This is a genomic window from Clostridium sp. D43t1_170807_H7 (assembly GCF_015555905.1).
Lineage (GTDB): Bacteria > Bacillota > Clostridia > Clostridiales > Clostridiaceae > Clostridium.
Map to the genome: position 1 here is coordinate 1 of NZ_JADNLK010000039.1, position 14256 is coordinate 14256.

Here is a 14256-nt window from a genome sequence, read left to right on the forward strand (position 1 = left end):
ATCAATGTGAATTATTAGCTAGAAGTGCAGCATAAAAAAGTTTGACTTTTTGTGTCCAAAATATTGACATAAGACCAGGACATATGAGTAACTACTGAAAAACACAGAGTTTTAAAAGAAGAAGTACAGATTATAAATAATTGATAAAATTGTTTAAATATTGATGTTGTTTGTGTATAATTAAATATATAAGTTGCAAATATTGGTAATATTTTACGAGGTAGGTTATTTTTTTAACTACCCGATAAATAAGAATTTGATGAAAAGTAGAAACAAATAAGTGTATGCAAATGACATATAAAATCATATCAGGACAATATGAATTAGATACTGAAGACCAACAAGCAGGATATAAGATGTTATTCGGAGAAGATAACATTCAATATAAATTTGATTTATATTTTCATTGGTACAATATCGTGCATGAATTAGGGCATTGTGTGGTTGATGCACAAAAAATAAACATGTCTAAGGTGCAAGAAGAAATGTTTGTAAATGAGTTTGCTGTAGCGTACTGGAAGTACATAGGTGCAGAATCACAAATAAAAGAGTTAGCGGAAATCATGGGTATCTCTCATCAGAATGTGAAGCAGATACTGTTGAAACTGGAGAAGAAGGGGTTTGTAAGAATTTCTGTGGATGAACAGGATAAGAGAAAGCAACGGATTGAGCTTACACTATATTGTCAGGAGTTTTGTGAGAAAAACGATGAAATGAGTATGGCGCTTTTGAAGAGAATGTTTGAGGGAGTGTCTGAGGAGCAGTTACAGACTACTATACAGACCATTGTGCAGATTGAGGATAATTTAAAATTGATTTAAGGGAGAAGAAGAGATGAAGACTTTGATAATTTACAAAAGTAAAACAGAGTTTACAAAATGGTATGCAGAATTCATTGCGAAAGAAGTAGATTGCAATCTAATGGATTTTAAGGAAGTTACAACTGAAATAATGTCCGGATATGATGTAGTTGTTTATGGTGGCGGATTGTATGCAGGAATGATAAATGGATACAAAAAAGCGAAGAAGATGTTTGAAAAGAGTTCAGCGAAAAGGCTTATCCTGTTTGCAACAGGTGGAACGCCTAATGAAGCAAGAAAGAAGATTGATGAAGTTTGGAAGAACAATCTGTCAGCAGAAGAATTGCAATCTATCCCTCATTTTTACATGCAAGGTGGGATTTGTTATGAAAAAATGTCCTTTTCGAATAGGACAATTATGAAAATGATGTCTAAAGTACTGGATAAAAAGAAGAATAAGGATAGCGCAGAAGAAGGCTTTGCACAAGCAATAAAAAGTTCCTATGATATTACTTCCAGTGAATATGCAAAACCACTTATAAAGTTCTTATTAGAAGGATAATGGATAGTATGAAGAAAGTAATCAGGATAACGGTCATATTTTTATGCATTGTTTTTATAGGAATAATTGGATTCAAAATATGGAGTGCAAAGCTTGTAAAAGAAGCTGTGGAACTTGAGGATGTTTCCATAGATTTATCTAATGTGAAAGATGGAATTTACCAAGGACATAGCGAACTTGGACCGGTAATTGTAGACGTTAAAGTGACAGTAGAGTGCAGAAAAATTATAGACATTGAGATTGTAGAACATCAAAATGGATTCGGTCAGTCGGCAAATGCTATTGTAAAGGATATGGTGGATAAAAATACATATGATGTAGATGCTGTTAGTGGAGCAACTGTTTCAAGTGAAATTATTATGAATGCGGTTAATGATGCTTTACAGAAAGGGGTGAAGTGAGTGGAGGAGAAATTGAAAGGATATTTACCTATTATAGTGAAATATAGTCCCATTAAAAAGTTGGCGATAATTCCTTTTGAAAAGTCTCCTGATACCTTTTATAGAGGTTTTGAACTGCAATTTATTGATGGAGAACCATATGGAGTAGGGTACCGTGTACTTGCATACCGGAATGACAAATGTGTAGATGTATATGATGATATGAGTTTGAATTTTTTGGAGAACGAAAGGTTCAATGTTGTAGAAAACGGATTAAACAAACATATTCAGACTCAGATTAATAATGTACAGTTTTGTAAAGAGGATAATAATCAGATTATTAGCTTTCAGTTTGTTGATATACATGATAGAAAAATATCAGTGCATATAGAGGAAAAAAGTAAGAGAAAGTCAAAAGGGATGAATTTGTTGGCTCCCATTGGAGTTGGTTCCAAGGCACCTGAATATCTACCAGTATTCTTTATGTACGACTTTGATTTCATACGCAAAAGTAAATCCATTGTTGCTTGTAACATTGACGGCAAAGAAATTAAAATAGACAATTTTCCAATGCCAATGAATGGTCAGGCAAGATTATATGCAAGATATAGTAATGAATGTGAATTGCTGGAATTCGCGAATACAAGTATGATGGAACTGCAAGAAATTGAACTGAATGATGAGAATACTTATTGTGATGGAAATATAGAGTATTTTTTTGACGATAAAGCTGATTTAGAGAAGGTGAGGGTACATCTTGGCGAAGATAATGTACACATATTTTTTAGTGGTGGATTGAGTTTGGAAAAACCTTGTGCCGGTCAATTTACAATTAATCCTAGAGAAAAAATGGGTTATGTGCAGGGAGAATATAGCGTTCAGTGTGAAAATAATACAATAATATTTAAGATGACTCCAATAGGTGGATGGATATCAAAACCCAATAGTTTTATTACAAGATTAATTTTAGGTAAGAACTCTGTTTTTTGCTCTTGGAGTAAAAAATATAGTTATGAAAGTATTATTGATTTGGCTACCAGAAAAGTGGAAGCATATTGGAAAAACGGAAATCTGAAATAAAAATGTGAGAAGATATAGTAAGTGAGGAGAAAAGAAAAATGGGTGTTCTTATTGGAATAATAATTATTTCGGGAATCATTTTAGTTTGGTTTCATATACCATATTCGCCTGTGAAAAGGCGTTTTGCAAAGGATGTTGAGAACTTAAAAGCTGGCAATAGGCTACAAGAAGAGGGACAAGTTTTCAGATGTGAAGAATTTTCAAAGTTGCCCCTTGCGATTCAGAGATATATAGAACATTGCAGATATATTGGAACACCCAAAATGAATTATTTAAAAATGGAATATCATGATGTGGACTTTATGCAGGGAAAAGATGGACTGGCACTAAGGATTGATTACACACAGTATGATTTTGTGTCAGAACCTTGTAGAATGGCACTGATTGATAGCAGTATGTTTGGTGTGCCATTTGAAGGGTATGATTATTATCAAAATGGTGTTGGAGGGATGAAGGGAGTTATAGCGAAAGGGATAACCTTATTTCATCAAACCGGAGAAGAAATGGATAAGGCTTGTTTGGTTACATACCTCGCAGAGAGCATGTTTGCTCCGGCTATTTTGTTGCAGAATTATATATCCTTTGAAGAGATTAGTGATTACGAAGTGAAAGCAACCATCTATTATGCAGGTCAGTCTGCAAGTGGTATTTTCACATTTAATGAGCAGTATGAATTTGTTTCTTTTACAACAAGTGATAGGACAGTTACAAATTCAGACGGAACTATGGAATATATTCCTTGGTCTGCGGTTTGTAGCGAATATGAATTTTCTGAAAGTGGAATCAAGTATCCGACTAAGTTTAAAGCCATATGGAATTATCCGGATGGAGATTTTGTATATTTCGATGGTGTAATTAGTACAGTGTCCTATGACGGGTGAGACAAATTCAGCTTTATGGATGGGGAGAGTAGATAGATTTGTGTAATAAACAAATCTATCTACTCTTTTTTGTGTGATTAGTTAGTAGATTTGGAATAATATACTATAAGATTTTTTAGGAGGATTTTTTATGGCAAGAAAAAATGATATCAACTTTGATTACAATACAGAAGTAAAAAAGTGTAAAACAATCGATGACGTTCTTGGAAAGAACGGATTAGTTAAAAAATTAGTTAAAGATGTACTCGAAAATATACTTGAAGCAGAAATGGATGAACATCTAGGAAGAGATAAATATCAACATCAGAATGATATTTTACCTGAAGAAAGAAATTATAGGAATGGATATAGTCAAAAGAACTTAAGAAGTTCTTTTGGAGACGTTGATCTTGATATTCCAAGAGATAGAAAATCTGAATTCGAACCACAAATAATAAAAAAATATTACTGGAAATCAAAATTTCCAGTAATATTTAAGATATAAGAAACTATATTACACAAAATAATCTAAAGTCTCCCTATTTCATGTAATTTTCAAGGTATTTTGTTGCAACACCATTAAACCTATTCATCCATCTTTTCAAATTAGAATGAAGGTTATTTATATGTTGAATATGGTATATATCTTCTTTATGTTTTCCTCTTTTAATTCTCTTATGTTCTAATTTCATATCTTCTGCAAATTGCATGTAGCTTTTGTGACTATCAGTACAAATAATAGAGGCTTCACTTATACGATTATTATAAAGTTTCTTCAATTCATTAGAAGTCATTCTCCCAGTACATAATAATTCTATAATTAAATTTCTTTGTCTATCAAGAGCTGTCGCTACACATACTTGCTCATTACTTATACCACGCTTTTTAACCTACTTACATCTTTTACGAGATGGTCTTGGCATATTTATAGGTTTAGTTCCCTTATACGAATAAGCAAAGAAAACTTCATCTGCTTCAACCACACCATCAACAGAGCCTATTCCTAGAAATATACTTATACAGTTTAGTATTTTATGTCTCTAAAAGAAACTTGTTGCTATAGTTATTTCAACTATTTAATCACATTTTCTTATAGAATAGCCACTTAACATACATTTGACATATTTCATTCATTTATCTAGAGGTTTCTTACTTTTATATGTTGCAGAGTTAGTAAAATCGGTAAATGTTTTTCTACAATCTTTACAAAGATATCTTTGTTTATCATTATAGTTACCATTTCTTGATATATCTTCACAATTACAAAGAAGAAACATAAATATTAATAATTGGTAAAAGTTGTTTAAGTATTGCCATTATTTGTGTATAATTAAATAAGAAAGTAGTGCGTAATCGTATTATAAGACTAACTAGTTTGATTTTAAACTACTCGATTAATAGGAATTTGTAGGGGAGAAAAGATTATGGAAATAATAGCATATGAAATGCAGTTCTTAAGTAAAACTGCTCAAGAAACAGATATAGTGCTAGAAAAATTTATAGATGATTTTTATTTAGAATATCAACAAATATATAATCAATGTTTCTTCGATATGAGAAAAGAGTTAAATATAGAACCATATAATTTTTACTCGGGAATTGAGCAACTAAATGATAAAAAACAAAATATTTATGTTTTACGGAATGATAATACACTATTAGGTTCAGTTGCTTGCTATGGGAATGAGATAGATGATTTGATTGTGAATAAAGCCTATCAAAATAATGGGCTAGGAAGGAAAATACTCCTTTGGGCAATTAAAAATATTAGGAATAATTCTGATGAACCAATTGTTCTGCATGTAGCAAAATGGAATGAAAAAGCTTTAAACCTTTATTTAGATAATGGATTCAAAATAAGTAAAATTGAAAAGGTTAGATAAATTCTAATTTGTAAAGTAGATTTTGTGAACAATTTTAATATTTTACGAGGTAGTTTATTTTTTTAACTGCCCAATAAATAGGAATTTGTAGGTGTGATAATGGAAGAGAAAATAACTTTATGTGGTGATAATTGTATTGAATGTCCAAGATACAATGCGCATACTGATGAAGAATTAAAAGCAGTTGCAGAATTATGGTATAAAGTAGGATGGAGAGCATGTGTTGTTTCAAATGAAGAAATTGCTTGTAGTGGCTGTTCTCCCCACAAGAAATGTACATATCAGTTAGTGGAGTGCACAAAAGAGAACAGTGTGAATAAGTGTAACTAATGTAAGGAATTTCCGTGCATAAAGATTAAGGATATGTTGGAGCGTTCTGCTGAGTATAAAAGAAAGTGTAAGGAAGTGTGTTCTGAACAAGAGTATATTATTTTAGAAAAGGCTTTCTTTGATAAAGAAAATAATTTGAAGAAATAAGCAAATTCCAAGTCGTCGGTTAGTTATGGTAATTTGACTTTTGGATTTAAACTAAGAGAAAGAGGGATTTATTAGTTAAATTATTATAAGTTTGAAAGAGAATTACTTATATTGATGGAGGTAGAATATGTACAAGTTATTGGTTGAAGGTCACGAAAAATATGGTACGCCTAAAGAAATGCTTTGCCAGGCTGTTTTAGGATGTAGTAATGAAGCGATTAGAGAGAATGTCATAATAGCACCTTGGTGGGAACCAAATGTTTTAGAGGGGATAGAAGCTAATATTATAGCAGAAGGCACTGTAAAGATTTGGGAGTGTGAGCTGTTTGGCAAAGAAGTTACATATATAAAAACAGGTATCGGTGCAAGTGTATGTACAGATGTAGTGTTAGCTTTAGGTAATACTAAATGTAAAAGGATAATTTTCATTGGTTCAGCAGGAGCCTTAGATTCTGCCATAGGAGTTGGTGATATTGTAATTCCGAGTGTGTCTATATGTGGAGATGGTGTATGCAGATACTTGGAAAAAGATATTAGAAAGGATTGTTTTGGTGAAAAATATTATCCAGATTATCAACTTAATAAAGTTTTAATTGATAATACTAAAAAAATATGTAAAGAGAATAATGTAAATTATTTTACAGTTACTAATTTTAGTGTAGATACTATATTTGCTCAGTTCGCTCATTTAGATACTATAATGGAATATGATTGTAAAAGCATTGAGATGGAGACAGCAGCGGCATTTAAGGCTAGTTCAATATGTAATATATCGATGGTAGCTATTTTTAGCGTTTCTGATAACTCAATTAAAAATAAATCATTGTATAATGGAAGATCTGAAGAAGATCAGAGCTATAGAAAAAAGGTAAGAAAAGAGATAATACCTCAAATAATTTATAGTATTATTTAATGAAAAGGACAAGCTACTTTTAATAAAGAAATTCTAATATTTGGGGTAGTTTATTAGATTAAATTAATACTTTTGTTAGCTTATGATTTAGGCAAATACACATAAAAAAAGAGAGGGGATAGTTTAATGGTACGATATGCAACTAGAGAAGAGTTAGAAAGAGTTAATGAACTTAGAAAAATTGTAAATGAAGTGCACTGTAATGGGCGTCCAGATATTTTTAAAGCTGGATTTTGTAAGGAACTACGAGAGTTTGTTTACACTTTATGGGAAGGAAATAATTCAGATGTGATTGTAGTTCTTAGAGATAATGAAATTTGTGGATATGCATGTGTAGATTACGTTGATAGACCAGAATCTCCATATAATTTAGCAAGAAGATTTTACCATATAAATGAATTTGGCGTAGATGAAAAGTATAGACGCCAAGGCGTAGCAACTGAGTTATTTGATTTTATAAAGAAAGAAGCTACTTCTAAGAATTTTGATAAAGTGGAATTGGATATGTGGGAATTTAATGATGGTGCATTAAAGTTTTATGAAGCAGTTGGATTTATAACATATAGAAGATTTATGGAGTTTACAAATAAGTAGAGAACTATAATTTTAACTCTTCTAATTTAGCGATTAGATTTGATCCTAATTTAGAAAAAGGTTTTACCAATATTTATATTAACACTTATTACAATTCATTTTCGCTAGTTATACGAAAGCCTTCTAAAGGTATTAAGAAGCTTACCCGAATTTTTATGATAAGGGAATGGTTGAGAGTTTATTTGGCGGGTGTTATAATCCAATTACAATTATGGAAGACTAATTATTAATTTAGGCTTTGTTTTAATAAACTGTTGAAATTTGATTAACCTCTATGAATATGCTTATAATATAACTACTATTTAGGTGGTTTTTTAGGCCAAGAGTTAATAATGTTATTCAACAAGTTTCATTATTCTAAGAATAGATTATTTGATCATAGTACAATTTGTTAGAACGTATGAAAAAATTCATATTAAGATATCATCAATGTTAATGGAGCATCTCAAGATGCTCCATTAATTTTATAAATAAATATTTTTTTGATTAATTGTAAGATATTTGAAGTGTGTGCGTCTTATATATAAGGAGGTGAAAAAGTGACAGACTTTGAAGAAATATATAATACCTATTTCCGTGATGTTTATTTATACATCAAAAGTTTATCAAAGGATTCGCAAATAGCAGAAGATATTACTTCGGAGACATTTTTAAAAGCTGTTGAATCCATAGATAATTTCAATGGCACTTGTGATATTAGAGTATGGCTATGCCAAATAGCTAAAAATAATTATTTTTCATACTTACGTAAAAATAAAAAAATAGTCTATGTAGAGCAACTTCAGGAACAAGAAGCTAATATTGATATTGAAAAATCAATGCTTTCAGAAGAAACCTCAATGGAAATACACGAAATTCTGCATAATATTGATGAGCCATATAAAGAAGTATTTTCCCTACGTACTTTTAGTGGATTAAGTTTTAAGCAAATTGGTTCGCTTTTTCAAAAAAATGAAAATTGGGCTTGTGTCACTTATCACAGAGCCAGAAAAAAAATTAAAAATAAATTGGAGGAGTAACTATGAAAATAAAATGTAACGTTATAAAAGATATTTTACCTTTGTATATCGAAAATATTGCAAGTGAAGATACAAGAGTTCTTATAGAAGAACATGTGGATGAATGTGAAGACTGCAAAAAAGAATTAGAGGAAATGAAATTCCCTAGAAATATACCCATAGATATAAATACTAATGGGATTAAAAAAATAAAAAATAAGTTATTTAGAGAAAAGTTTAAAGCAATTATTTTTTCTATAGTGTTAACTAGCATATTTCTAATATTAACTATTAATTATTTAACTCAACCAATATATATACCATATTCTAAAGATGTTGTATCTGTAAGGGAAAGTGATAATGGAACCATCTTCATTGACTTTAAGGATAATGTATCTGGATATGATATAAGTAAGTATTCTTCTGACAATGATTCAGGTTATATATATCATATAACTACATGGGAAACTATTTGGAATAATAACATTGGCAATAAGAGTCTTGGTACTTTAGCATTAAATTCTAACGGTGAAAAAGTTAACTCTATATACTATTATTCAGATAATAGTGATGGCTACTCTTCGGCAGAAGGACCAGGAGATATTTTAATTTATGGGAAAAGCATAACTGGCAATGGGGGTGTCGTTACGTTACCTAGACTAGTACTTTCTTATTATTTACTGATTGCAATAGTATTAACTGCTGTATGTTTAGTTGTTTTGTTAATCACATTTAAATGGAAAAAATCACAAAATGTTATAATGAAAATTTTATTTATACCTGTATCTTATATTATAGGACACATATGTATTAAAGGCTTTAATTCATCATCATATTTAGCATCTCGTGATTTTTATGCGATACTATTAATAACAGTTCCTATTTATTTAATACTAATAATCATCAGTAATTTTTTCAAAAGAATAAAACATAAAAATTCTTGTATAAATAAAAATTGTATAAAGTAAATCTAAGGTGTTAAAATAAATCCTATCATATGCAGTTAAACTGTAATTTTTAAAGCTAATTAAAATGATGATGTTTTTAACAAAGTTGGATAATTAATATATAAAATAGTATATAGAATATAGAGTTCCTCAACAGTAATCTTTAATGCTGTTGAGGAATTTTTATTTGCATCATTTACCATATAATAGAATTGCTATATAATTATGGGTATAAGTTAATGCCACTATAGTGCAAATTAATTATAAATTTAATATGAGGATATAAGAATGGATAAAAGAAGAAAAAAAGAATTATTAAAAAATTTTAAAAATGATGAGAAAAGTGAGTTTAGAGAATCACTTCCTTTTAGTATAGAAATATTTAAAGAATTGTTTAATTATATAGATACAGGATTAGAAAGTGATGGATGTGATGATACTTTAAAATATACAAAAAAATTTTTAGAAAACAATAATTTACCTTTGAAAAAAGTCATAGAATGGTTAGAAGAAAATGGCGGATATTGTGATTGTGAAGTATTAGCTAATATAGAAGATAAAATATTAGATATAGAGTAACTATAAAAACTTAATAGCTTACATTTATATATAAGCAAATAAATTCAATTTGTAGAGGAGTTTTTAAAAGTAAATTTATAGAATATAAACTTATAGTTTTATTTTTTATTAAAAGAATTTTTTAAAGTCTATAAGTTTTGTCACTTAAAATTATAAAATTCCTTTTCCTCTGTATATAAATAGTTTCCAACAATATGATACCATAAATATAAATTTATACAATAAAATGCAATTTAACTTTTGAATTATAAGGGGGAGTTAAATGGTAATAACTACATTAGTTGAAAACTCAAGAATATCAAAAGAATATATAAATAAACATGGTTTGTGTATTTATTTAAAAACAGAAAAACATAATATTTTATTTGATTTAGGTCCAGATGATACATTTATAAAAAATGCAAAGAAGTTAAATATTAATATTAAAGATGTTGATATTGTAATTATATCGCATGGTCATAAAGATCATGGTGGTGGTTTAGAAGCATTTTTAAAGCAGAATGATAAGGCAAAAATTTATATTAGTAAATATGCTTTTGATAATTATTATGCTTCATTTTTAAAGTATGCAAAATTTTATGTAGGATTAAATCAAGAATTAAAAGAAAACAAAAGAATAGTATTAACTGATGAAATATATCATATAGATGAAGAAATGACATTAATATCAAATATTACAGGAGATGTATTACTTCCAAAAGGTAATAGCAATCTTTTGATTAAGGATAATGGCCAATTTATTTTGGATAATTTTAAGCATGAACAACATCTAATATTAAATAATAATGGTGAAAATATCCTGATTTCAGGTTGTTCCCATACTGGAATAATTAATATTTTACAAGACATAGAAAAAAGAGTTGGATTAAAAATAGAATTTATAATAGGTGGGTTGCATTTATATAATCCAATAAATAAGAAAACTGAAGATTTAAGTCTTATTAATGAGTTAGGGAATAAGTTACTTGAGAAAAATATTAAAATCTATACAGGTCATTGTACTGGAGTAAAGGCATTTGATTTGTTAAATAATATCTTAGGTAGTAATATAAAAACTATAAAAACAGGACAAGTTATAGACTTAGTAAATTAGGATTAAAAGCTAATTTACTAATAAGGTAATAGATAGGGGAGAGTTAAAATGAGAATAGATATGCATGTACATATAGGTTATGCACTAGAATGGGATATGACTGAGGATATGGTGTTAGAATCCATGGAAAAGTATAATATAGATTTCAGTATAGTTTCAAATACTGAATCTATAAGATATGATCATAATTTTAAAGAGGTTCCAAGAGAAGTGCAACATACTCAGATGGAATCATTAAAAAGAAGTATAGACTTTGCAAGAAAATATCCAGATAAAATAGGGGTGATGCCTTGGATTAAACCAGAAAGTGAAAGATTAAGTGGTGAGTTTAAACAATATATAATAGATAATTTAGATATTATATACGGAATAAAAATGCATCCATATCATTCACATTTAGCATTTGATTCAAATAATTTATATGAATATTTAGATTTAGCAGAGGAGCTACAGCTTCCAGTTCTTATACATACTGGTGGATGTGATGAAGCAAGTGCAGAGAGAGTTTATAATATGGCTCTAAAATATCCTAAAGTTAATTTTATTATGGGTCATATGGAGCTTGGAACAAATAATGAAAATGCTATAAAATATATAGCGAAGCTACCTAACTTATATGGTGATACAGCATGGGTACCAGTAGAAAGTGTTATAAGGGCAATAGAAACTTTTGGTAGTGAAAAAATATTATTTGGTAGTGATAATCCAATAGATGGAGTTGATACTTATCATCATAATCCTAAAGGTGAGCCATCTTTATATCAAAAATATTTTAATGACTTAAAGGATATGATAAGTAAAGAAGATTACGATAATATTATGTATAAAAATTCTATAAGGTTATTTAATTTAAATAAAATTTAATTATTGTATAAGTAATATAAATACACCTGCAATTAATGTTGTAGGTGTATTTATATTACTTAGAATAAGATTAAATTATATATAATTAACTAAATTAAATATGTCTAATTTTATTGATTGAAATAACTTTATCTCCAATACTTAACCTATTATCAATTGCCCTGCTACACCAGTTATTATAATAGTAGTAACTTGAAATTTATCTATTAATATTTGTGCAGCAATTGCAGCATTAACTTTACATACTCCGCAGTATAATGCTACAACATCAATATTATTAAATTTCCCACTATGGAATTTTAGCATTGCAATGGAGTCTACCTTTTTGTTTTCTATTTGCTCAATAAATGGTATAATCTCATCTTTTGATGGACCAATTATTCCAACTCTCATAAATAATCCTCCTTAATTTAGTTATTACTATATCTTTTTCGGTGATAAATGGGTTTGCCACTTCTTCTGTAGATTTTCTTATAGAGTAGCCATTTAATTAGATTGGCGAACTTTTTTATATATTAAATATAATATACATGATGGTATGTTATAAATTAAAATACAATATATAGCCAAAGATAGTGCAATAATCTCTATATCTTGTCTTGCTAGAGTAAGACATAAAAAACAGCAAATAGAGAAGGGATATAGAATAATATAGGTAATATTAATCCCCATATTTTGCTTTTGCATTTAGATAGAAATACTTGTAAAGTCAATATAGAAATTATAATTACGACAAATACCGACATGACTATCAAAAATATCACCTTTAATTTTAGAAAAAAATAATATATGATACAAATTTTGCATTGAATTAATACAATTTATAAAATATTTCAAAATAAAACAAGTTATACAAATGGATATTATATACATTATTTCGATAAATATATGTATTTGGATGGTGAAGAGGTGTTTTAATTTAGTTTAAGATCAACTATTTTAATATAAAATGGCTTTGTTTTAATAAACTGTTGAAATTTGATTAACCTCTATAAATATGGTTATAATATATTATATAACTACTATTTAGGAGTTTTTTTTATGCCAAGAGTTAATAATGTTATTAAACAAGTTTCACAATTAAATACACATGAGCAAGGTAAGGTATTTGAATTTTTGAAGACTGTATTGATGTCAAATGGAATTACTAACTCTATAGATAAAGAAATCGCTGAAAATAGATTTAATAAGGGGAAGTGCTGTCCTTTTTGTAATCATGACAAAATATCTAAGTATGGAAAATATCATGGTAAAAATGGAGTTAAACAAAGGTATAAATGCCAAAATCCAGAGTGTAAAAAAACTTTCAATGACTTTTATAAATCACCAGTTTCAAGTAGTAAAAAGGGATTAGATAAATGGTTACTATATGCCCAATGTATGGTAAACGGCAACACTATTAGGCAGTGTGCTGAAATCGTTGAAATTAATATTGCAACAGCTTTTTTCTGGAGGCATAAAATCATAGACGCAATTAGAAAGTTTATTGGCTATGGTTCGCTTGAAGGTGTTATTGAACTTGATGAGACTTACTTTGCCCTTAGCTATAAAGGTAATCATAGTAAAAGTTCTAATTTTACTATGCCAAGGGAGTCAAGAAAACGTGGCAAAGAAATAAATACAAGAGGTATATCAAAGGAATTTGCCTGTGTTTTATGTGGTGTGGATAGATTAGGTAATATCTATACAGGATTAATATGCAATGGTAGACCTAAATATAGCGATATAGACAGAGCTTTATCAGAAGTTGTTGAAGAGAATTCTATATTATGTACAGATAAACATAGGAGTTATATCCCCTTTGCTGCTCAACATAATTTTGAGTTACATCAAATTAGAGGTGGAAGAAAAGCTGTGGATATTTATAATATTCAAAGAGTTAATGCCTTTCATACTAGCCTAAAAAGATGGATAAAGAAATTTAATGGTGTTTCAACCAAGTTCCTAACAAACTACCTATTTTGGTATAAATGGACCCAATTATTTAAAACAGAAATGGAAAGGAATAAACCTAAAAAGTTCTTTATTCATGCTAATTCAACACATTCTATATCTTTAATAAAGGATTTTAAGATTAGAAAACCAATATATGTATAAGAGGTAAAATTTGTTTTAATTTTACTATTTTTAGTGTACAATAAATATAATGATTGATGAACAATTGTATTATAATACAATGTAAATAATAAAATTATGCTAGGAGATGAAATATGAATAAAGTAAGTA

16 protein-coding genes and 2 pseudogenes are annotated in these 14256 nt (G+C 28.7%); 16 read left to right on the forward strand and 2 right to left on the reverse strand.

All coding sequences use genetic code 11. The features are described from left to right. Positions 1–290: 290 nt before the first annotated feature. The 6 genes and pseudogenes from I2E98_RS14825 to I2E98_RS14850 form a co-directional block, all read left to right on the forward strand. Positions 291–821, forward strand: coding sequence for a MarR family transcriptional regulator (locus I2E98_RS14825; protein ID WP_243251217.1), 531 nt, complete (start codon positions 291–293; stop codon positions 819–821). A 13-nt stretch (positions 822–834) separates the two neighbouring features. Then, positions 835–1362, forward strand: coding sequence for a flavodoxin domain-containing protein (locus I2E98_RS14830; protein ID WP_195469654.1), 528 nt, complete (start codon positions 835–837; stop codon positions 1360–1362). Between the two features lie 8 nt (positions 1363–1370). Continuing rightward, positions 1371–1763 (forward strand): FMN-binding protein, encoded by a 393-nt coding sequence (locus I2E98_RS14835; protein WP_195469655.1) that lies wholly within the window; start codon positions 1371–1373, stop codon positions 1761–1763. A gap of 12 nt (positions 1764–1775) precedes the next feature. Further along, positions 1776–2822 carry a hypothetical protein gene (locus I2E98_RS14840; protein ID WP_195469656.1) on the forward strand — a complete coding sequence of 349 codons (1047 nt, stop codon included), beginning with the start codon at positions 1776–1778 and terminating at the stop codon, positions 2820–2822. A 38-nt stretch (positions 2823–2860) separates the two neighbouring features. Continuing rightward, positions 2861–3703, forward strand: coding sequence for a DUF6544 family protein (locus I2E98_RS14845; protein ID WP_195469657.1), 843 nt, complete (start codon positions 2861–2863; stop codon positions 3701–3703). 130 nt (positions 3704–3833) lie between these two features. Continuing rightward, positions 3834–4148: pseudogene (locus tag I2E98_RS14850) on the forward strand (transposase); the annotation flags it as partial. 76 nt (positions 4149–4224) lie between these two features. On the opposite strand, the pseudogene I2E98_RS14855 reads toward I2E98_RS14850, so the two are convergent. Then, a pseudogene (locus I2E98_RS14855) lies at positions 4225–4950 on the reverse strand (IS1595 family transposase); the annotation flags it as partial. A gap of 156 nt (positions 4951–5106) precedes the next feature. On the opposite strand from I2E98_RS14855, the gene I2E98_RS14860 reads away from it, so the two are divergent. The 9 genes from I2E98_RS14860 to I2E98_RS14900 all read left to right on the forward strand — a co-directional run bounded on the left by I2E98_RS14860 (position 5107) and on the right by I2E98_RS14900 (position 12030). Further along, positions 5107–5565 carry a GNAT family N-acetyltransferase gene (locus I2E98_RS14860; RefSeq protein WP_207737634.1) on the forward strand — a complete coding sequence of 153 codons (459 nt, stop codon included), beginning with the start codon at positions 5107–5109 and terminating at the stop codon, positions 5563–5565. Positions 5566–5664: 99 nt separating this feature from the next. Beyond that, on the forward strand, positions 5665–5895 hold the full coding sequence (locus tag I2E98_RS14865) for a DUF3795 domain-containing protein (protein WP_243251222.1): 231 nt from the start codon (positions 5665–5667) through the stop codon (positions 5893–5895). A 274-nt stretch (positions 5896–6169) separates the two neighbouring features. Then, on the forward strand, positions 6170–6955 hold the full coding sequence (locus tag I2E98_RS14870) for a phosphorylase (RefSeq protein ID WP_195469659.1): 786 nt from the start codon (positions 6170–6172) through the stop codon (positions 6953–6955). A gap of 126 nt (positions 6956–7081) precedes the next feature. Continuing rightward, positions 7082–7549, forward strand: a complete 468-nt coding sequence (locus I2E98_RS14875) for a GNAT family N-acetyltransferase (protein WP_195469660.1) — start codon at positions 7082–7084, stop codon at positions 7547–7549. 539 nt (positions 7550–8088) lie between these two features. Further along, positions 8089–8568, forward strand: coding sequence for a sigma-70 family RNA polymerase sigma factor (locus I2E98_RS14880; protein WP_195469661.1), 480 nt, complete (start codon positions 8089–8091; stop codon positions 8566–8568). Positions 8569–8570: 2 nt separating this feature from the next. Further along, positions 8571–9515 (forward strand): zf-HC2 domain-containing protein, encoded by a 945-nt coding sequence (locus tag I2E98_RS14885; RefSeq protein WP_195469662.1) that lies wholly within the window; start codon positions 8571–8573, stop codon positions 9513–9515. A 267-nt stretch (positions 9516–9782) separates the two neighbouring features. Beyond that, the gene (locus I2E98_RS14890) at positions 9783–10073 is read left to right on the forward strand and encodes a DUF2695 domain-containing protein (protein WP_195469663.1); all 291 of its coding nucleotides are present in this window, start codon (positions 9783–9785) and stop codon (positions 10071–10073) included. Positions 10074–10335: 262 nt separating this feature from the next. Then, positions 10336–11166 (forward strand): MBL fold metallo-hydrolase, encoded by an 831-nt coding sequence (locus I2E98_RS14895; RefSeq protein WP_195469664.1) that lies wholly within the window; start codon positions 10336–10338, stop codon positions 11164–11166. Positions 11167–11214: 48 nt separating this feature from the next. Then, positions 11215–12030: an amidohydrolase family protein gene (locus I2E98_RS14900; RefSeq protein WP_195469665.1), complete on the forward strand. Its 816-nt coding sequence runs from the start codon at positions 11215–11217 to the stop codon at positions 12028–12030. A gap of 141 nt (positions 12031–12171) precedes the next feature. Here I2E98_RS14900 and I2E98_RS14905 read toward each other — a convergent pair whose 3' ends face one another. Then, positions 12172–12423 (reverse strand): hypothetical protein, encoded by a 252-nt coding sequence (locus I2E98_RS14905; RefSeq protein ID WP_243251219.1) that lies wholly within the window; start codon positions 12421–12423, stop codon positions 12172–12174. 648 nt (positions 12424–13071) lie between these two features. Between I2E98_RS14905 and I2E98_RS14910 the strand changes: the two genes are divergently transcribed. Further along, positions 13072–14127, forward strand: coding sequence for an IS1595-like element ISCldi2 family transposase (locus I2E98_RS14910; protein ID WP_195469666.1), 1056 nt, complete (start codon positions 13072–13074; stop codon positions 14125–14127). The last annotated feature ends 129 nt before the right edge of the window (positions 14128–14256 follow it).